General features: G+C 52.5%; 15 protein-coding genes. 9 read left to right on the top strand and 6 right to left on the bottom strand.

Annotated elements, in window-relative coordinates:
- The first annotated feature begins 546 nt into the window (after window positions 1–546).
- The 4 genes from HVE01_RS05155 to nirD all read left to right on the top strand — a co-directional run bounded on the left by HVE01_RS05155 (window position 547) and on the right by nirD (window position 7,424).
- The gene (locus HVE01_RS05155) at window positions 547–2,658 is read left to right on the top strand and encodes a TonB-dependent receptor (RefSeq protein ID WP_146942815.1); all 2,112 of its coding nucleotides are present in this window, start codon (window positions 547–549) and stop codon (window positions 2,656–2,658) included.
- A 484-nt stretch (window positions 2,659–3,142) separates the two neighbouring features.
- Window positions 3,143–4,450 (top strand): NAD(P)/FAD-dependent oxidoreductase, encoded by a 1,308-nt coding sequence (locus tag HVE01_RS05160; RefSeq protein WP_146942816.1) that lies wholly within the window; start codon window positions 3,143–3,145, stop codon window positions 4,448–4,450.
- Window positions 4,450–6,972 carry a nitrite reductase large subunit NirB gene (gene nirB, locus HVE01_RS05165; protein ID WP_146942818.1) on the top strand — a complete coding sequence of 841 codons (2,523 nt, stop codon included), beginning with the start codon at window positions 4,450–4,452 and terminating at the stop codon, window positions 6,970–6,972. The genes HVE01_RS05160 and nirB overlap by 1 nt, the downstream gene beginning before the upstream one ends.
- Before the next feature lie 62 nt (window positions 6,973–7,034).
- Window positions 7,035–7,424: a nitrite reductase small subunit NirD gene (gene nirD, locus HVE01_RS05170; RefSeq protein WP_146942820.1), complete on the top strand. Its 390-nt coding sequence runs from the start codon at window positions 7,035–7,037 to the stop codon at window positions 7,422–7,424.
- 23 nt (window positions 7,425–7,447) lie between these two features.
- Here nirD and HVE01_RS05175 read toward each other — a convergent pair whose 3' ends face one another.
- On the bottom strand, window positions 7,448–8,335 hold the full coding sequence (locus HVE01_RS05175) for a MurR/RpiR family transcriptional regulator (protein WP_146942822.1): 888 nt from the start codon (window positions 8,333–8,335) through the stop codon (window positions 7,448–7,450).
- Window positions 8,336–8,523: 188 nt separating this feature from the next.
- Between HVE01_RS05175 and HVE01_RS05180 the strand changes: the two genes are divergently transcribed.
- Window positions 8,524–9,849: an aspartate aminotransferase family protein gene (locus tag HVE01_RS05180; protein ID WP_146942824.1), complete on the top strand. Its 1,326-nt coding sequence runs from the start codon at window positions 8,524–8,526 to the stop codon at window positions 9,847–9,849.
- A gap of 33 nt (window positions 9,850–9,882) precedes the next feature.
- Window positions 9,883–10,437 (top strand): carboxymuconolactone decarboxylase family protein, encoded by a 555-nt coding sequence (locus tag HVE01_RS05185; RefSeq protein WP_146942826.1) that lies wholly within the window; start codon window positions 9,883–9,885, stop codon window positions 10,435–10,437.
- 291 nt (window positions 10,438–10,728) lie between these two features.
- On the opposite strand, the gene HVE01_RS05190 is transcribed toward HVE01_RS05185, so the two are convergent.
- Window positions 10,729–11,247 (bottom strand): GNAT family N-acetyltransferase, encoded by a 519-nt coding sequence (locus HVE01_RS05190; protein ID WP_146942828.1) that lies wholly within the window; start codon window positions 11,245–11,247, stop codon window positions 10,729–10,731.
- A 142-nt stretch (window positions 11,248–11,389) separates the two neighbouring features.
- On the opposite strand from HVE01_RS05190, the gene HVE01_RS05195 reads away from it, so the two are divergent.
- Complete coding sequence (locus HVE01_RS05195) at window positions 11,390–12,325, top strand: cation diffusion facilitator family transporter (protein ID WP_146942830.1); 936 nt, start codon at window positions 11,390–11,392, stop codon at window positions 12,323–12,325.
- A gap of 83 nt (window positions 12,326–12,408) precedes the next feature.
- Here HVE01_RS05195 and HVE01_RS05200 read toward each other — a convergent pair whose 3' ends face one another.
- Window positions 12,409–13,836, bottom strand: a complete 1,428-nt coding sequence (locus HVE01_RS05200; protein WP_146942832.1) for a Glu/Leu/Phe/Val family dehydrogenase — start codon at window positions 13,834–13,836, stop codon at window positions 12,409–12,411.
- Window positions 13,837–14,069: 233 nt separating this feature from the next.
- On the bottom strand, window positions 14,070–15,230 hold the full coding sequence (locus HVE01_RS05205) for an MFS transporter (protein WP_146942834.1): 1,161 nt from the start codon (window positions 15,228–15,230) through the stop codon (window positions 14,070–14,072).
- Between the two features lie 136 nt (window positions 15,231–15,366).
- Here HVE01_RS05205 and HVE01_RS05210 point away from each other — a divergent pair, with 136 nt between their 5' ends.
- Entirely contained in the window at window positions 15,367–16,743 is a 1,377-nt protein-coding gene (locus HVE01_RS05210; RefSeq protein ID WP_146942836.1) for an aminotransferase-like domain-containing protein, read from the top strand.
- Between the two features lie 12 nt (window positions 16,744–16,755).
- On the opposite strand, the gene HVE01_RS05215 is transcribed toward HVE01_RS05210, so the two are convergent.
- Complete coding sequence (locus HVE01_RS05215; RefSeq protein ID WP_146942838.1) at window positions 16,756–17,520, bottom strand: metallophosphoesterase; 765 nt, start codon at window positions 17,518–17,520, stop codon at window positions 16,756–16,758.
- A 34-nt stretch (window positions 17,521–17,554) separates the two neighbouring features.
- Window positions 17,555–18,382 (bottom strand): alpha/beta fold hydrolase, encoded by an 828-nt coding sequence (locus HVE01_RS05220; protein ID WP_146942840.1) that lies wholly within the window; start codon window positions 18,380–18,382, stop codon window positions 17,555–17,557.
- A 609-nt stretch (window positions 18,383–18,991) separates the two neighbouring features.
- Here HVE01_RS05220 and HVE01_RS20090 point away from each other — a divergent pair.
- Window positions 18,992–19,114 carry a hypothetical protein gene (locus HVE01_RS20090; RefSeq protein ID WP_264298800.1) on the top strand — a complete coding sequence of 41 codons (123 nt, stop codon included), beginning with the start codon at window positions 18,992–18,994 and terminating at the stop codon, window positions 19,112–19,114.
- Window positions 19,115–19,139 lie beyond the last annotated feature (25 nt).

Consider the following 19,139-nt stretch of genomic DNA (forward strand, 5'->3'; position numbering starts at 1 on the left):
TCATCAGTGGTTTGCTGCAGTTACTATTGTTCGTTGCAATTAGTTGTTGTGTTTTTTGGCTAATCCCCTGCAATGAGTTGTTATTACTTTTTACTCATATTTAGCAATTCACAAGCCAAAAACACCTTAAAAAATTAAATATCTATTAAAAACAAAATCCTAAATAAACAGCCAATGCTTTACTATGCCGCCGCCATCCTCCATTGGCTAGCAATCATGGTCGATACAAGTGCATCACGCCCCTTCCAGCACTAAAACCGCGCAAGCGAGGTATCGTACCCTCCCCGGCAAGACTGCCTAAGATACCGCGGCATTGGTATACACCACATTCATACAAGCCCACCTTTTTGATGACATCCTGATGGTAACCGAACGACTAGCCAGAAAAATGAAGCGGAGTAGCGCTTTTAAAACAATAAATACGAATAATTATCATTTTATTAATCATTATCATATGGTAGTCTTCCCGCCCTCATTTTGGGGTACCCACATTGGTGCTCCCCCAAGTCGTATTGGCTAACCGGATCATCGAGGCATACCGGAAACATGCTTGCCAAACCTACTCTTTATAAAATTAACCTAACCCTGTTAATGGCTGGGTTGCCCCAGCTAGTGCTGGCCAACGATGTCGACACAGAGTATTCCGCCACTCTTCCTACGCTCGTAGTGGAGGCCACTTCAGAACTGAGCCAAACCAAAGGCTTCATTGGCTACGAAGAAGCGAATGTTACTCGCAACAATCTTGCCATCCGTGAAGTGCCACAAACCATCGACGTCATCAACATACAGAGAAACAAGAACTACGGCACTAACGACCTGAGCTCTATCCTTGAGGGCAACGCCGGTGTTGATGCTAGCTATGACATGCGAGGCGAAAATATTTTCCTTCGTGGTTTCAAAGCAGACGCTAATGACATCTACCGAGATGGTATCCGCTCTAGCGGTCAAGTTCGCCGCAGCACGGCTAATATCGAACGTGTCGAGATTCTCAAGGGTCCTGCATCTGTACTCTATGGTCGAAGTGCCGGTGGCGGGGTAATCAACATGGTCAGTAAGTCCGCCAACTTTATGCCTACCCGAGTGCTAGGCGTTAACTATGGTTCTTGGGCAGATCGCAGCACAACGCTGGATATAAACGAAGTAGTCAATAACAACATCGCCTTCCGTATTACCGGCGAAATCGGCCGAGCCAACTCCTTCCGTTCTGGAATCCAGACCGAGAATGAGATGTTTTCCCCCAGTGTATTAATGATGTCTGACGATGGACGCCTAACCTGGGAAGCACAATACACCTACGACAATTCCTGGCGAGTGCCCGATCGTGGACCAAGCAAGACAGACTACGATCTAATGGGCATTGATTATGATACTGGCTTTGCCCACCCGGGAGATTACGTTGAGGACACGCTGCATTTCGCCCGCTCTAACCTGAGCTACCAGTTTACCAATAACTGGGAGATCAATTGGTTAGCAGGGTATCGCCAAGCTGAGCAGAGCTTCGATCACCACTATGCGGGACGCTTTAACGAGGATAAGGGCTTACTATCGCGCAACTACGCTTGGCAAGAAACCGACAACACAACGCTTACCAATACCTTACGCTTGACCGGTGAAGCGGAAACAGCAGGTTTCCTACATCAACTCACTCTTGGGCTAGAGTACAGCCAAGAAGAACGGGTGCCCCGTGTCGGTTTCATAAGCAATTTGGTCGATATTAATCCCTACGAGTCATCAGGTTGGCCACGACCGAATCGCGCCAATGCCCCCATCCGTTTCGATAATGTTCATGAAACAGACACTCAATCCCTCTTCATGCAGGACTTGATTGAGCTCACTCCAGCGCTCAAGGTTATGCTGGGAGCACGCATCGATGATTACACATTCCAAACGACCAACATTGATGGCGCCAGCAATCGCTATACAGATACTGCATTCAGCCCCAATGCAGGCGTTGTCTGGGATCTCAACAACGACCACACGGCTTACGCCTCCTATAGCCAGAGCTTTTCACCTTACGGTGGCCAAGGCTACCTAGGTATCGATGCTACCGCGGATAGTAATACTTTCAACACTGATCCCGAAGAAAACCGCCAGTATGAGATCGGTCTAAAAAGTGACTGGCTCGACGGAAGATTGACGTCCACGGTGTCGCTCTACCAGATTGAACACCGCAATATCCGCTATCGCCCCGATCCTGAAAACAATCCTTACCTGTGGTCAGTACGTGGTAAGGAACGGTCTCAAGGGGTTGAGCTGAACCTAATAGGCCAAGTAGCTGATAACTGGTATCTACGCAGCTCGCTGGGCATTATGTCGGCAAAAGTGATTGATAACGTGGATAACCCCACCGAGGTAGGTCGCCATCTTAACAACACCAGCAACGTAACAAGCAATGCCTTCGTCCGCTATGTACCAAACGATCAATGGTATGGCGAGCTAGGTGTTACCCACCTGGGTGATCGCTACAACTACAATCGTGACGGTTCTGCGGCATACCTGGACGGTTTTACCCGTGTTGATGCTCTAATGGGCTGGCAATGGGATGACTGGAGTGCTTCTGTGGCTGTTCACAACCTCCTCAATACAGACTATTGGCGCTCTTCTAGCATGCCCGGTGAGCCCCGCTCAGTGTATGGGCGCTTGAGCTACGAGTTCTAACCTCACTAGGTGATATCTTCAAACGTTGGCGGGCCAAGCTAATGTCCCGCCAGCGGAGACCGTTCAACATAGATGTGTTGAAGCAGCATCCTGATCAAATCACTTCAAACTCGCCCACCAGCATAGCGCCGTTATTAATCAACCGATCAGCAATAGATTGCTGTGCATCAGCCATACAACCAGCACCCAAAAGGGGCATGTCATATTACATGACTATTGCCTCATACCTTTCATAAACATGGCAAGCCAATGATTAATATAAAATTAGTTTATAAAGCAAGCGCGATGGCAATATTTTTGCCTACAACAAGATACGACAGCTTAGCAGCCAACGGCGGTTGCACGGCGTAATCAACGACGTGACTTAACAACGCCAACGGGCAACGACGCCCCTGACACACCTTTCTTAACGAAAGGCAGTGTCAGGGGCGTTTTTTTGTTTGGTGTTCAAAGACACAGCCGCAACGACATAGAGGAGCCACCCATGGAAACCACTTCCCGGTGCTCACCCAACGACCATCTGGTGATCATTGGCAATGGCATGGCAAGTCATCGTCTCATCGAGGCGTTGGTAAAACAGCCCACACGCCCACAGCGAATCACGGTGATTGGTGCCGAGCCAACCCCTGCCTACAACCGTATTCTGCTTTCACCCCTGTTGGCCGGTGAAATGCAGCAGGATGCGCTTACCCTACGTGATGCCCAGTGGTACGCCGACCAGGGCGTTACGCTAATACTGGGTGAAAAGGTCGAGACGCTTGATCGCGCAAGCCAAACATTGACCACCGATAGCGGCCGATCGCTTGATTACGAGCATTTGGTCATCGCCACCGGCTCGCGCCCGGCGCTGCCCGATATTCCGGGTATTGAGCTTAAAGGCGTACATGGCTTTCGTGACTTGCAAGATGCTGATGCACTTAGCGACATCGCTCAACAGGGCGGTGATGCAGTGGTGATTGGCGGCGGCCTGCTGGGCCTTGAAGCGGCTGAGGGGTTACGTAAACGCGGCAGCGACATCAACGTAAGTGTGCTCCAACGCAGCGAGCGGCTGATGAACCGCCAATTGGATGCGACCGCTGCTCACCTACTTAAAGACACCCTCACTCAGCGCGGTTTACAGATCATCACTGACGCACAGCTAGTGCGACTAGAGGGCGACGCCCAGGGCCGGGTCGCCAAGGTGTATCTTGCCGATGGCCGCCAGTTGAACGCCTCCAGCGTGATTATTGCCGCAGGTATTACTGCCAATGCGGAACTTGGCCGCCAGGCAGGTCTGCACACGGATCGAGCTATCGTGGTGGACGAATGGCTCACCACCAGCGACCCGGCGATCTCGGCGCTGGGCGAATGCTGCCAGTTCAATGGCACCACCTACGGTTTAGTGGAGCCGATCTGGCGACAGGTAGAGGTGCTCACCGCGACGCTGTGCGGCACGCATTCCCAAGGCTACGCAGAGGCCCCCAACGCCACCAAACTCAAAATCAGCGGTGTGGCGCTCTACGCCTTTGGGCCCACCGAGGCCAGCGCCGAGCATGAAGTACTGAATTATCACGATCTTGAGCACGGCGACTACCGCCGCCTGCTGCTGCGCAATGGCCAGATTGAAGGCGCGGTGCTTTACGGCGACACCAGCCAAGGCCCTTGGTACTTCGAGCAGGCGCTCGCGGGTACCGATCTCAACGCTTACCGCCAAGCCTTGTTGTTTGGTGCCGCTGATTTCGATGCGCTCCAGGCGAGCATGACTGACCAGCAGAACGCCCCTTCCCATCTACCGACCTCAGAGGTGGCATAATGTCTACCCAAAAACTGGCAACTCCCGAACAGCTTATTATTATTGGTAACGGCATGGTCGGCCACCATCTGGTCGAGCAGCTCGTCGATAATGCTGCCCTTGAGCGCTATCAGGTCACCGTGTTTGGCGAAGAGCGCCATCGCGCCTACGACCGTGTACATCTCTCCGAATACTTCAGCGGCCGCGATGCCGATTCGCTCGCGCTTTGCGAAGCGGATTACTACGCCACCAGCGGAGTGGAACTGCGCACTGGCGAAGCCGTCATTGAGATCGACCGCAACTCACAAGAGGTGGTCACCGAACAGGGTCGTTACCCTTACGATCGCCTAGTGCTGGCTACCGGCTCTTTCCCCTTTGTACCGCCGATTCCCGGTAACGACCGCGATGGCTGCCTAGTGTATCGCACCCTGGATGATCTAGACGCCATCCAGGCGGCCGCCGAAAATGCTACCACCGGCGTGGTCGTAGGCGGCGGCCTGCTAGGTCTCGAAGCGGCTAACGCCCTGCGCGGTTTGAACCTGGATACGGCCGTTGTAGAGTTCGCGGCACGCCTGATGCCGATGCAGGTAGATAACGAAGGTGGTGAGCTGCTGCGCGAAAAAATTGCAGCCCTGGGCGTACAGGTGCTCACCGAGCGTGCCACCCAGCGTATTGAAGATGGCAAGGCGAGCCGCCATCGCATGGTTTTCCAAGACGACAAGGTACTGGAAACCGACTTGATTGTGTTCTCGGCAGGTATTCGCCCCCGCGACCAGTTGGCCAGGGATTGCGGGCTGGAGATTGGTGAGCGCGGCGGCGTGGTAGTGGATAACCAGTGCCGCACCAGCGACCCGGCCATTCTGGCGATTGGTGAAGTGGCGCTATGGAAGCAGAGTATTTTCGGCCTGGTCGCCCCCGGCTATCAAATGGCCAAAGCAGCGTTTTCGACGCTGACCGGTGGCGATACCCAGTTTGGCGGTGCGGATATGAGCACCAAGCTCAAGCTGCTGGGCGTGGATGTCGGCTCGATTGGTGACGCCCATGGCAATCAAAACCCCAGCGCACGCATGTTCCGTTACTTAGACCCGATCAAACAGGAGTACCGCAAACTGGTGGTCTCCAGCGACGGTAAAAAGCTGCTCGGCGCCATGCTGGTGGGCAATAACAGCGTTTACGACACGCTGCTGCAGTACTACGCCAACGGCATTGAGTTGCCCGACGAGCCCGCCTCATTGATTCTGCCGCAAAGCAGCGGCGCCGCGCCTACTCTCGGCCCCGGCGCACTGCCGGAAACCGCCTCCATTTGCTCTTGTCACAACGTCACCAAGGGCGATATTTGCGCCACTATTGATGCGGGCGCGGTGGATCTAGGCGGCGTCAAAACGGCCACCAAAGCCAGCACCGGCTGCGGCGGCTGCACCGCGCTGCTCAAAAGCGTGGTCGATCATGAGCTAGAAGCCCGCGGCGTAGAGATCGATAAATCGATTTGCGAGCACTTCGCCCATACCCGCCAGGAGCTTTACGACATCGTGCGCGTGGAAGGCATCAAAACCTTCAGCGAATTGATCGAAAAACACGGCAATCAGGACACCCACTGCCTGGGCTGCGACATCTGCAAACCCGCCGTGGCGTCTATTCTGGCCTCCTGCTTCAATGAGCCGATCACCGACGCGGCGCATATTCCACTGCAGGATACCAACGACACCTTTATGGCCAACATGCAGAAAAACGGCACCTACTCAGTAGTGCCGCGTGTTGCCGGTGGCGAGATTACCCCAGACAAGTTAATCGTGCTGGGCGAAGTGGCCAAAAAATACAGCCTCTACTCCAAGGTCACCGGCGGTCAGCGTATCGACTTGTTCGGCGCCCGCCTGGAAGACCTGCCGGATATCTGGGGCGAGCTAATTGCCGCAGGTTTCGAGACCGGACACGCCTACGGTAAATCGCTGCGCACGGTTAAATCCTGCGTCGGCAGCACCTGGTGCCGCTATGGCGTGCAGGACAGCGTCGGCATGGCGATTCAGTTAGAGAACCGCTACAAGGGGCTACGCTCACCGCACAAAATCAAGTTTGGCGTTTCCGGCTGCACCCGCGAGTGCGCCGAAGCCCAGAGCAAAGACATCGGCATTATTGCCACCGAAAACGGCTGGAACCTCTACGTGTGCGGGAACGGAGGCATGCGCCCCTGCCACGCTGAACTGTTTGCCACTGACCTGAATGACGAGCAGCTCTACCGCACCATCGACCGCTTCTTGATGTTTTACGTGCGTACCGCCGACCGCTTGCAGCGCACCTCGGTGTGGCGCGAAAACCTCGATGGCGGCCTGGAGTACCTCAAACAGGTGATTCTGGAAGATAGCCTAGGCATCAACGACGAACTGGAGCGCCAGATGCAAAGCGTAGTGGATAGCTACCAGTGCGAATGGGCCGACGCGATTAGCGACCCAGAGAAGCTCAAGCGCTTCCGCAGCTTCGTCAACGACGACCGCCCGGATCCGTCGATCATTATGACCTCCGAGCGCGGCCAGCTACGTCCCGCGTAGACACTAATGCCCTGCTTAAACACTACATAATCGCAAACCAGATAACGCTGACGAGGTAACTGATGACCGCGACCGCACTCAAACACACCGTAAGTACCGATACCTGGCAGCCGCTCTGCACTAAAGCTGACTTGGTAGCATTTTCCGGCGTCGCTGCTTGGTTAAACACCCCAGAAGGCCCTGCCCAAGTGGCCATTTTCTACTTACCGAAGCAGCGCCCCCAAGGACACGAGAAAGAACTCTACGCCCTTGACCACTTTGATCCGTTTTCTAACGCTAACGTCATTGCCCGCGGCATTATCGGTGATGTTAAAGGCAATCCAGTGGTTGCCTCGCCACTCTATAAGCAGCATTTTCGCCTTGAAGATGGCCAATGCTTAGAGGATGAGAACATCAAGCTGCGTACCTGGAAAGTCGCGTTTAGGGGCGAGGAGGTCTGGGTAGCGAGGTAACTGACAGCTGCTTTACGATGACGTTACTCCCGGCGAGGAATAGCACTCGCGTAGGTATTCAAGCTCAAAAAATGTTCATCTGCCCGCTGCAGCGCCTCGAGTGTCTGTGATCGATCAGCTTCTGCCAATAAGGTGCACAGTACTTCTGAGATGGCTAAGGCGGGCGTTAACGTATGGAAAAAGCTGTCGCTTTCCGTGGGGCAAAAAATCGTCTGCTCTGACAGCCCGACCAGTGGCGATACTTCACTATCGGTGATCGACAGAATCGTCAGCCCCTTGTCTTTTGCCAACTGCGTCAGTTCCAGTGTCGCTACTGCGTAAGGTTTGACGGAGACAACCAGCAAGGCATCTTCGGGCGTGGCGCGAATTAGCGCATCGCCGCCGGTTCCTGCCGGTCCATCCAGGTGAACCGAGCGGTCCCCCAACAGTGACATCACGTAATGGAAATGCCACGCCACGGAGTGGCATGAACGCAACCCTAGCACATACACTTTTCTAGCTGATTTCAGCGTATTAGCGATGGCTTCCAACCGTTGCAGTGAGCCAGGCTCACAAAGCTGAGAAATCTGAGCACTCAGCCCATGCAGCATATGCGCGGCGATATTGCCGTTGGCCGAGGCTCTAGCCCCCTCGTTTCGCTGGCGAACCTTGGCGGCAAAACCATCGTTCCCCCGCCGCAGTGCTGCCACATAGTGCTCGCGAATATCATCGTATCCTTGCTTGCCCAGAAACTTTGCAAGCCGCGTCATAGTGGCAGGCTGCACCGCCGCATGGCGCGCCAGTTCGCGCATAGAAACCAGTGCCACCTCATCAGGGTGTTCCAGCACGTAGCGAGCCGCCTGCTGGAGCTGCGGCGACATGGCATCGTACTGGGCAATAATTTGCTCCCTTAAAGGGTCGCGCTGCGGCATATGTGTTGCCTCTTATACGGCTTGTTAAAACAGCCGCCGATTTAAACGTTACTGTTGTCAAAAAACAATGATCTATATGTTTTAATAAAAACAAAAATGATTCAATTGTTGCAAAAACTGACCAAACTGTGCCAATCTTCTCCTTATGGCGTGCTCACATCGCTAAGTGACCCTAAGGAACCGTTTCCATGACTCGTATTCTTCATCGCAGTATCGGCCCAACACTCCCCCATGCCGCGTCGGCTCAAGGCGTCTATATAACAGACACCACTGGGCGCCGATACCTAGATGCCTCAGGAGGCGCTGCGGTCACCAGCGTTGGTCACGCCCATCCGGAAGTGTTGGCGACGATGCGCGCTCAAATTGATAACCTCTGCTACGCGCATACGTCTTTTTTCACCACCGACGCTGCCGAAGCGCTTGCCGAGAAGCTTGTTAATTTGGCACCTGAAGGCTTGAATTACGTCTATCTCGTGTCAGGTGGGTCAGAGGCCGTTGAAGCGGCACTGAAGATGGCACGGCAGTACTTCGTGGAAATTGGCGCCCCCCAGCGTAGACATATCATTGCCAGGCGTCAGAGTTACCACGGCAACACGATTGGTGCATTGGCAACCGGCGGCAATGCGATGCGGCGTAAGCAGTTTCAGCCCATCCTGCCAGAAACTCATCATGTCTCCCCCTGCTATGCCTATCGCGAAAAAGGCGCCGAGGAATCGCCAGAGGCTTACGCTATTCGGCTTGCCGACGAACTCGAAGCAAAGATTCTCGAACTCGGCCCTGAAGAAGTCATGGCGTTCGTTGCCGAGCCCGTTGTAGGCGCCACCCTTGGTGCCGTCGCCTCTGTCGCGGATTACTTTAAACGTGTGCGTGCGGTTTGCGACAAATATGGCGTACTACTGATCCTCGACGAAGTGATGTGCGGTATGGGTCGCACCGGCACTGTCTTCGCCTGCGAGCAAGACGGCGTCATACCGGATATTGTCACGATAGCCAAAGGTTTGGGTGGGGGTTATCAGCCGATCGGTGCGGTGATGCTGTCCGACAAAATTTACGATAGCTTTGCCAACGGTTCTGGCCTGTTCCAGCACGGACATACTTACATCGGCCACCCTGTTGCTGCGGCCACCGCTAACAAAGTGGTTGAAATCATTGCACGCCCTGAGACACTCGCCAATGTAAACGCCATGGGCGCGAGATTACACAGCGGTTTGGAAGCGATGCTTGGTACATCACCGCATGTTGGCGACATTCGGGGAAGAGGCCTGTTTCGCGGTATCGAACTGGTGGCGGACCGGGACACTAAAACGCCTTTCGATCCGAGCCGAAAAATTCACGCCAAGATTAAGCGACAGGCTATGGCGCGAGGGCTGATCAGCTATCCAATGGGCGGCACCATTGATGGCATTCACGGCGACCATATTTTGCTGGCACCGCCTTATATTATTGAAGCCGATGATGTCGACCTAATCATTGAACGTATTGCCGACGCTATCAACGCCGCCATCGCCGAGTGACGGCACGTCCCTCTATCTGAATGGAGATCACCCATGTCATCCTCTCCCTGCCCGCCTATTACAGATGCCGACTGGCCAAACGAAATCGCTGAATTACGCGAAGACTTTGCTGGCGCGCTTAATGTCTATCGCACCATGGCCCACCACCCGGCCTTGCTTAACGCCTGGGCACCTTTGCGCCAGCATGTTGTTAAGGAAAATGCCTTAGGGCCAGAATTAACCGAGGTAGTGATTCTACGCGCAGGCCTGCGCATGGGGTCACGTTACGAGTGGGCTCATCACGTCAGCCGAGCGCTCGCTCTAGGATTCTCCCCTGCACGAATCGATGCCATTAGAACTCGCCCCGAAGGCGTTGATGGTCTTATCGTCGACGCTGTGGATGCATTGTTTGACCAGCGAATGCTATCACCCGAGCAAGAAGCAGAACTCGCAGAGGCTATCGGACGCAAGGCCGTTATCGACCTAATTGCGATGGTGGGGTTTTATTCGGTATTGGGCTATCTGCTCAAGACTTACGACACACCGGTCGACGACAACATTCAACAAGAAGCGCAAAAAATGCCAGCGCTGTTTTCATTAACGTCTTAGGCATGCCAGTCCCTGGCGCAGGCTTCAAGCTATCCCAGGGCAGACCATTAAGTACTTATGCATACATTTGCGAGTATTCAGGCCTCATTAAATCAGTGGCCGCCCATGATCAGTGCCCGCTTAATTTTATTCAGGCACTCGAGGCTCATCATCTAATGTAGGAGGCCGCATTTAACGAGCAATGGCGGCGTAGCCGCCCTTGCTATAACCAGGTAAATCAGTTGAATCATCGTCGAAGTGTCGAACCAAAGCTAAAGCCCTGTCTCACAACAATACATTTGCTTCTAAACACTAGACATCTGTTTTTTGCATCATCACACAGTCAAGCTTCCGACCTGCTACTACCGAATACTCAGGTAGCTTTTCCATTACTTCGAACCCAGCCTTTGTCAGGACCCGCCGTGAAGCGTGATTGTCTAGAGAAACAGTCGCCGTGAGCGTATTAATTTGGTCAATGCAACGAGCTTCGCTAATCAGATGGTTCAGCGCCTTTTGCGCCAGCCCATTACCACACGCATGTTGCGCTATCCGATACCCCACCTTTGCGTAACCATTTTCTATCTCACGTAGGTTGGCGCGCCCAACTATCGCACCTTGATATTGGATAATAAGCGGCCTCATGCGTCCTTGGGCATTTAACGCCAAGTACTCATGAATATGCTGGCTAATACCTTCCGGCGTGTAGAAGTGCTCCGCTCTGGCCTCTATATGCTGCTCAAACCAGTCACGTTCAGTGGCTTCGAACAACAGTAGTTCAGCGGCATCTTCCGGAGCAATTTGTCTGAAGGAAAAAGCATCAGCATGGCGCATAAGCACATCTCTCCTTGGGTGCTAAATCAGTGCATCAAAGACTATCTCCATAGCCTTAGAATAAACAAATCACTGACACTGCGACCACTGATATTGCTATGCTTGCCAGACTCTTGGGTAGGCAATATCGGAGCAAACGTTCGTGAAAACAGAATCCAGTACCTTGGCGTTTTCTGCCTTTATGGCACTGCTGATTGGGTGCGCAGGCATTACTGCGACACTAGCGTCTAACTCCCAGGCTATTTTGCTGGATGGATCATTTAATCTTATCTACTTCAGCGTAGCGCTGGTCACTATCAAAGTCAGCAAATTAGCCAGCCGCCCCGATAGCGAGTCCTATCCGTTTGGCTACAGCTACTTCGAGTCGCTGGTAAATCTATGCAAAGGCTTATTGATATTAGGCGTTTCCATCTTTGCATTGGTGGACGCCATCGCTGCATTACTGACAGGTGGGCGGGAGATCTCAGCAGGGCTTGCGGTTATCTACGCACTGTTTGCCACCGTCGCTTGCTCGCTCACCGCTTGGGTAATGCACCGCAGTCAGCGCCACGTTAGTAGCCCGCTGGTGGCTGCAGACAAACTTAACTGGCTGGTGAATAGTGTTATCTCGGCTGCCGTGTTAGCAGCGTTCTGCTTGGTGATGCTATTTGAGCACCTAGACTGGCGGGAAATCGTACCTTATGTCGATTCACTTCTGGTAATGGCCGTGGTGTTGCTATGCCTTGGCGTACCGGTGCGTATGGCCTCCCAGGCACTGCGAGAACTGCTCAATAAAACGCCCGACGAAACAATCGCCGAGCCTGTGCGTCAGGCGGTTGCTCGTGGACTTGCGGATATCGACACCCAGGAAGTGCGGGTGCGCATGGTACGCCCTGGCCGCCTGCTATATATCATGGTTCACGTGGTGCTACCCAAAGCACTGCATGAGTCTACGCTTGCCCATCAAGATGCCCTACGCCAGCAAATTGATGAAGAAGTACGCCACATTTACTCACCGGTCGTCTGTGATGTGGTCTTCACCGAAGATAATCGCTGGGCAGCGCCTTCCTGCGGGCAGCTAGTAAAGAAGCACGCTTAATTGCGCCACATTAAAAAGCGGCCTGTGGGCCGCTTAGAGTGCTAGTACTGTCGTTATAAACCGCTTGAGAATATAACCCTATGTTAAACACCGATATCCCGGTAATGCCGGGCCACTTTCTCAATGGCGATCAGATAGGCTGCCATGCGGTAGTCGTTAACTTTCGGGTTTTCATTACGGGTGCGAATAATCTCTTGCAGCGCCAAACGCATAGTATCGTCCAGCCCCGAACGGACTAGATCAAACTCATCGGCGCCGCGGGCTAGCTCATCAGCCAGATGCTCTGGCACCTTATGGCCCGTTGATTCTTCAATCGCCTGAATAATGTGCTGGCCACGTGCTTCATGAAAACGTTTATCGAGCCTGCCAAAGCGAACGTGATTCAGGTTACGAATCCACTCAAAGTAGGAAACCACTACGCCACCAGCGTTGCAGTACGCATCGGGAATAATCTCGACACCTCGCTGTTGAAGAATTTTATCGGCTTCATAGGTAACCGGACCATTGGCAGCTTCAGCAATAAGCGGCGCTTGGATATGGTGTGCATTCTTGGCATTGATAACACCTTCCAATGCCGCTGGTATAAGAATATCGCAGGCACACTCTAATGCTTTGCTGCCATCTTCTTGGTATTCAGCCGCCGGGTATCCCTTAACGCCACCGGTCTCAGCAATATACTCACGCACAGCCTTAACATCTAAACCATCGTCGTTAACCAAGGCACCATCACGTTCGATGATCGCAGTAATCAAGCAGTTATCTTCGGTTTGCAGAAAATGGGCGGCGTGATAGCCCACATTGCCTAACCCCTGCACCACGACTCGTTTGCCAGCCAAGCCTCCCGACAGGCCGCAACGCTTGATTTCTTCTGGATGACGGAAAAGTTCGCGCAACGCATACTGCACCCCGCGCCCAGTCGCCTCATTGCGCCCTCGCACGCCACCATGCTCGACCGGTTTCCCGGTTAACGCGCCCATGTAGTTGATGTCATTAGGAAACATCTGGCGGTAGGTATCTACCATCCAGCCCATTTCACGCGGCCCAGTGCCCATATCGGGGGCGGGCACGTTGGCGGCAGGGCTTAGATACCCTTTATTGATCAGCTCGCGCGCAAAACGCCGTGTAATGGCTTCCAGCTGTTTTTGAGTGTACTTGCTCGGATCAATGATCAGCCCACCCTTTGAACCACCGAACGGTACGTCGACAATCGCGCATTTATAAGTCATCAGCGCCGCTAGGGCCTCAACTTCGTCCTGGTCGACCATCATCGCAAAACGAATACCCCCCTTTGAGGGCAGTCGATGATCACTGTGGGTGGCTCGCCAACCAGTAAACATTTCAATCTTGCCATCGATATCAATCGGGAACGATACTTGCACCACGCTCTGGCACACCTTCAGAGCATTCCCAATGCCCTCTTCCAGCTCCATGATGTCGATAGCGTGATCCACCATGTGCTCGACGCTTTCACGAAAAGACATACCCTGTTGGGCGAACTTAGTATCACTCATAAGTGGCGCTCCATTGCTGCGTTGTTTTTATCAGTATTGTTATCGGAACTGTTTCGGGAATAACCACACCTGTTTTTGTGCTACAGGGTTTTAGCTGGTTTAAACTCCCTAACCCCACCGACTCTAACAAAGCCCCTACGCCAGCAACTTTCAACTATTGTTAAATAGTCTCAGCATATAAAACGCCACTAAATGTTTCGTCAGCTATTTGCTTAAAGAACCACGCAGCCAGCCTAATCCATTAGCACTTGGCGATACTCTCGTTGATTCTGGATAACTAACCAGAGTGTTGCGACAACTCCCCCCAGTAAGGCAACTCCAAACAGCGTTAATGCCGCGCGATGCCCTAGGGCATCGATAAGCACTCCCGTTGTGATCACTGGAATACTGAAACCAATGTAGGCCATTAGAAAATATCCAGCGCTCGCTTGGGTAGAAGATGGGCCAGCCACGGCTAACACGCCACTTAATCCGCCCAGGTAAATAAAGCCGTAACAAGCGCTGCTAGCCATGACCGTTCCTAGTAGCAATATGGGTAAGTGCCCCGCGACAGCTCCCCAAGCAATCAGCCCATAAGCCGGTGGCAGAATCGCAAGTCCCAATAACGTAGACCGATATGACGACAACTTTCTGGCCCAGGGTTGAAATAACACGCCACAGCTGCAAATACCGAAAACAGCGAAACCACTCCAAACGCTTAAACCATGCTGGTCTAAAGCGGAAGGCAATATGGCAATCACCAGCCCCACCGTGGCCCAGGCAATTAGGATCGCAAAGCCAAACCGAATGGCTCCATTTGGGAAGCTAGGCAAACGGAGCATGCTGCCTTTCGGCCCGCTCGGCATGCCTTTTCGCAACGTCAACACGCCTATTAATGCGAAAGCGCTAATGCATAGATATAACCACAAACTGGGGGGCGTTAAGCTAGGCGTAGTAACGATAAAAACGCTAGTCACCGCTGCCCCTAAACCGAAGCCAAGCGCGCTGCTAATCGTGACGTAACTGGTAGAAGCTTGTTTATCATCGCCTTGCCATAATTGTTGCATATAGGCTGGCGCCACCGCGGATGCCAGCGCGGTCCCCACCCCAAGTAGAAAACGCGCCACGCCGAGCATTACGATGCTAGGCGCTATTAGCATCAGGCAAGTGGCCAGCATATTAAGCAGTAACGCAGTGACAATGATTGCTTTGTAACCTATCCGCTCGGCCAAGCCATTAAGCCCCAGTAATACAGGCATTACCCCTGCTACGTAACAGGCAAACGCAATTGTCGTGGCACCAACACCAACCCCGCCTTGCGCTGCCAACGCACCATATAGCGGTGCCTGCAAATTAACGGCCGTGGTGATCATACATAGCCCGAAAGCTAGGCGGGCTGCGCTGTACTGGTTCATGCATTAACTCACTAGAGATTGCTAAAAGAACCATAAAGCTCGCACGCTTATTCAAGCGGGGTAAGATACACTGGGCCACTATTATTGAGGCACTGTTCCGGTTTTTTAATGAACAGTTGATCCAGCAGGGCTATCTATGAAGTTAACAGTTGATCGGCATGCCAACACGCCTATTGCACAGCAGCTTGAAGAGGCGATCAGCACTTGGATTAAACAAAACAAACCTGGTAATGGCAGCCGTCTACCCTCCATTCGCTATTTAGCTGCGACAAATCACGTTAGCCGCAATGCGGCTATTGAAGCTTATGAGCGTTTAATCGCCGCAGGGTTGGTGCGCTCAAAACCAGGGGCAGGTTTTTTTGTTGCCGATAGCCCACCAAGCGAGCACCAAACAGCTTCCAGCCCACTGCAGGAAGTGACCAACGGGCTTTGGGGGCTTTTTAGTGCTGATGAGACGGCCCTGCCCCTTGGATGTGGCTGGTTACCCAGTCATTGGCGGGAGAGCGATGATTTAACCTATGCGATCCGCCAAGTTGCGCGTATGAATCGCGCGGACATTTTTGAATACAGTACTCCCCAAGGCCCCACGGCGTTACGCCAATTAATACAAGAGCGACTTCGGCTTTTAGCGATCACGGCAAATCATCAGCAAATTGTCACCACCAGCGGCAGCAGTCATTCGCTAGATTTATTGGTGCGCTTGCTTCTCGAACCCGGAGACGTTGTCTTCGTCGAATCACCAGGCTATTACAACCTATTTGGCCTACTACATCTGCAACGTGTTCGTGTCATCGGCGTGCCTCGCTTAACCGACGGTCCTGATCTTGAACGCTTAGAAGAACTACTTGCAGAGCATCGGCCGACGCTTTTTTATACCAACAGCGTTTTTCAAAACCCCACAGGGGGAACGCTAACGCCCACCATTGCGCATCGCTTATTACAATTAGCCGAGCAGTACGATTTCAAACTGATAGAAGATGATATATACGCAGACTTTCAACATACGCCAAGTGCTCGCTTAGCTGCGTTAGATGGCCTTAACCGAGTTATTTACTTGGGCAGTTTTTCAAAAAGCCTCTCCTCTTCGCTGCGCGTTGGTTATATCGCGGCGCCTTCTTCAATGGTGCAACGCATTGTCGATATCAAAATGCTAACCAGCATTTCTTCTTCACGCTTTGCAGAGCAAGTCATTACCACCATGCTTCAAAACGGTAGCTATCGAAAGCTGACGGAACGGTTAAGTACTAGGCTTTCCAACCACATGTCGATGGCGCTTGCGATGCTCAAACGTGCCAATTGGGATGTTTATACCGAGCCGACCGGTGGGATGTTTGTGTGGGCAAAGCCACCGGCAGCGATAACACCTGAACGATTGAGTGAACTGGCTGATGACTGGAAAGTTACCCTGTCGCCGGGACATTTATTCTTTGCCGATCATCAACCAACGCCCTGGCGGCGACTCAACGTTGCTTATATGCAGGATCCAAGAGCAAAAGGGTTTATTGAAGGATAATTCAATGACCTATCAATCAACCTCCACCACCAAACTTGGCTCAAACAGCTCTGGCGTAAACTCATCGGGATAACCGCCTGGGTTAGCGATGACGCGCGTGCCGTTATATAAAGTATCGACAGGCTCATGGACATGGCCATGCACCCATAGGTCCATCTTGCCCATCAATTGAGGCAGGTGGGAGGCAAAGGCTGGGGACAATGCATCACCCAAATACTGTTCAGGAATGCAGCTGTGTAACGGTGCGTGATGGCTAATCACAACGCGTGGCCCATCAAAGGGTTGCTCAAGCTCATTGCTAAGCCAAGCAAGTGCTTCAACGTGTAATGCTTGGCTAGCTTGAGGGGTAAACACCTGATTTGGAGCTGTTGTCACGATGCTAAAATCGGGCATATAGCGCAATGCTTTAGCGTCGGTCTCTGCTGGGTTGTGCGTTGGGTCATCGGCATAGAGCGCAAAATCAGTCCATAACGTGGTGCCATAAAAACGCACTCCCCCCATAGTCACCGCTCGATTATCCAGCAACTCAATATTGTAGCGCTTGGCTTCAATGGCGAGCTCATCACGAAGTAGCGGCATGCAGGTATCGTAAAACTCATGGTTGCCCGGCACATATAAAATAGGCATTTCTGGAAACTGTTGTCTGGCCCAAGCAAGCCCTGCCGTTTTCTGATGAATATCGCCCGCCAAAATGACGATATCGGCCTCAACTTCTGGCAATTCGCGGCCCCCATCAAAAAACTCCAAATGAAGGTCGGATAAAATTCGCAAGCGCATAGCGTTCCTCACTTTTCCTTGTGTCACGGTCGTTTTATGGCGTAAGCCGCTCAATAAACTCGCTAACATAGTGAACCACCACGGCCTCCACTTCACGGTGGGGCACATGCCCAACGCCCGGCAGTATTTCAGTGTGTGCAGGACCTCGGGTATGGCGAGCGATGCGTTCAGGTTGGCGGTGCGAACCATACTCATCATTTTCACCATGAAGCACCAGCGTGGGGCAGTGAACGTGCTGAAGAGCGGGCGTAAGCGACCAGTGTTCAAATGCTGGATGTAACCACGTGTCTATCCAGCCGTTCAGTACCCAACGCGCCTTTTTACCGTGATATTTTTCTAATTTGGCAAATTGCTCCGGCATTTGAAAGGCGGCCCGCGCCTCTTCAATACCTTGTTGTGTGCGTGGTTCATTTACCGCCTGCGCTGCAATGGTAATCAAGCCTTGGCACTGCTCTACATACTGCCCTGCACAGTGCACCGCCATGCAACCGCCAACGCTATGTCCCAGCGCAATAAAATGCGTTAACTGAAACGCACTCTGAAGGGCTGCAAAGCTGGTAGAGGGTTCATCGTCGATAAAGCTCAGCAGTGGCGGTGTCAGGCACGCGTCGGAGCGCCCAAACCCTAGACGGTCATAAGCAATCACTCGTCGTTGGGTCGCCGCACATAGCGCCGCTGGAAAGCTACGCCACAAATCCACACAGCCTAACGAGTCATGGAGCAGCACAATGGGCACATCCGAGCGCAAATGAGACGTTTCCCAAGTACGAGTAAACACGCGACCACGTGGTGTTGCTACCCAACGGTCTTGGAAGATAGGTTCAGGGCACAGAGTGTCAGAATCGACAGTTGTTGGCACCATAATATAACTCGTTGTTTTATTGATTAGTTATAGGTATGTCATAAGCATACCACGCTAAGTAGATAAGACTTCGCACCAATTATTTTGGTTATCAGCGGCCAAAATGCTGCACCGCAACAAGGATAGTCTATACTTTAAGTGTGTCCCAACAGGAGGACCACCTTATGATGTCTACATTTGGATTATCGACACAAGATGACGAGGTACTCGCTTTTTGGCACCGCCAAGCCCACTGGCAGCATGCTGCTAATGAAGCATTAGCGACCTACTTCGGCTAAAAGAAGCTTTTTTAGCGCCATCTCTCCCCTATAGACTAAAAAACAACCACACAAGCCGACTTTTTCAGTCGGCTTTTTTATATTATGAAAATCTTTTCCATTCAATGATGTAGGTGATCAGCTACTGATTTTGTAAGCCATTTCTTACACACCATAGCAATTCTCCTACATCTTTAGGACTAGATTTAAGGGCTGAAATGCGCATAGACTTTAGCCCGCAGTTAACTTGCTGCGTCGCACAAAGAAAACCATATATAACTAAATTGGGGTCACTAGAGCCCATGATGGCTGAACCGTCCCTTAACCTCTGAATGAATTAGGAGTACTCGCCATGTCATCTTTCGCTGCTCAAGATCAGACAGTAGAAGTGGATGTGATGCAGGTTTGGGCTAATCGTGCCCAACAGCAACGCGCAGCTTTTGACGCCATCGCTGCTTATATGAGTCAGCAGTAAGCAACAACGCCTCAGCCTTTGGTTA

Origin of the sequence: Vreelandella venusta (assembly GCF_007989605.1) — a bacterium.
Taxonomy (GTDB): Bacteria; Pseudomonadota; Gammaproteobacteria; order Pseudomonadales; family Halomonadaceae; genus Vreelandella; species Vreelandella venusta.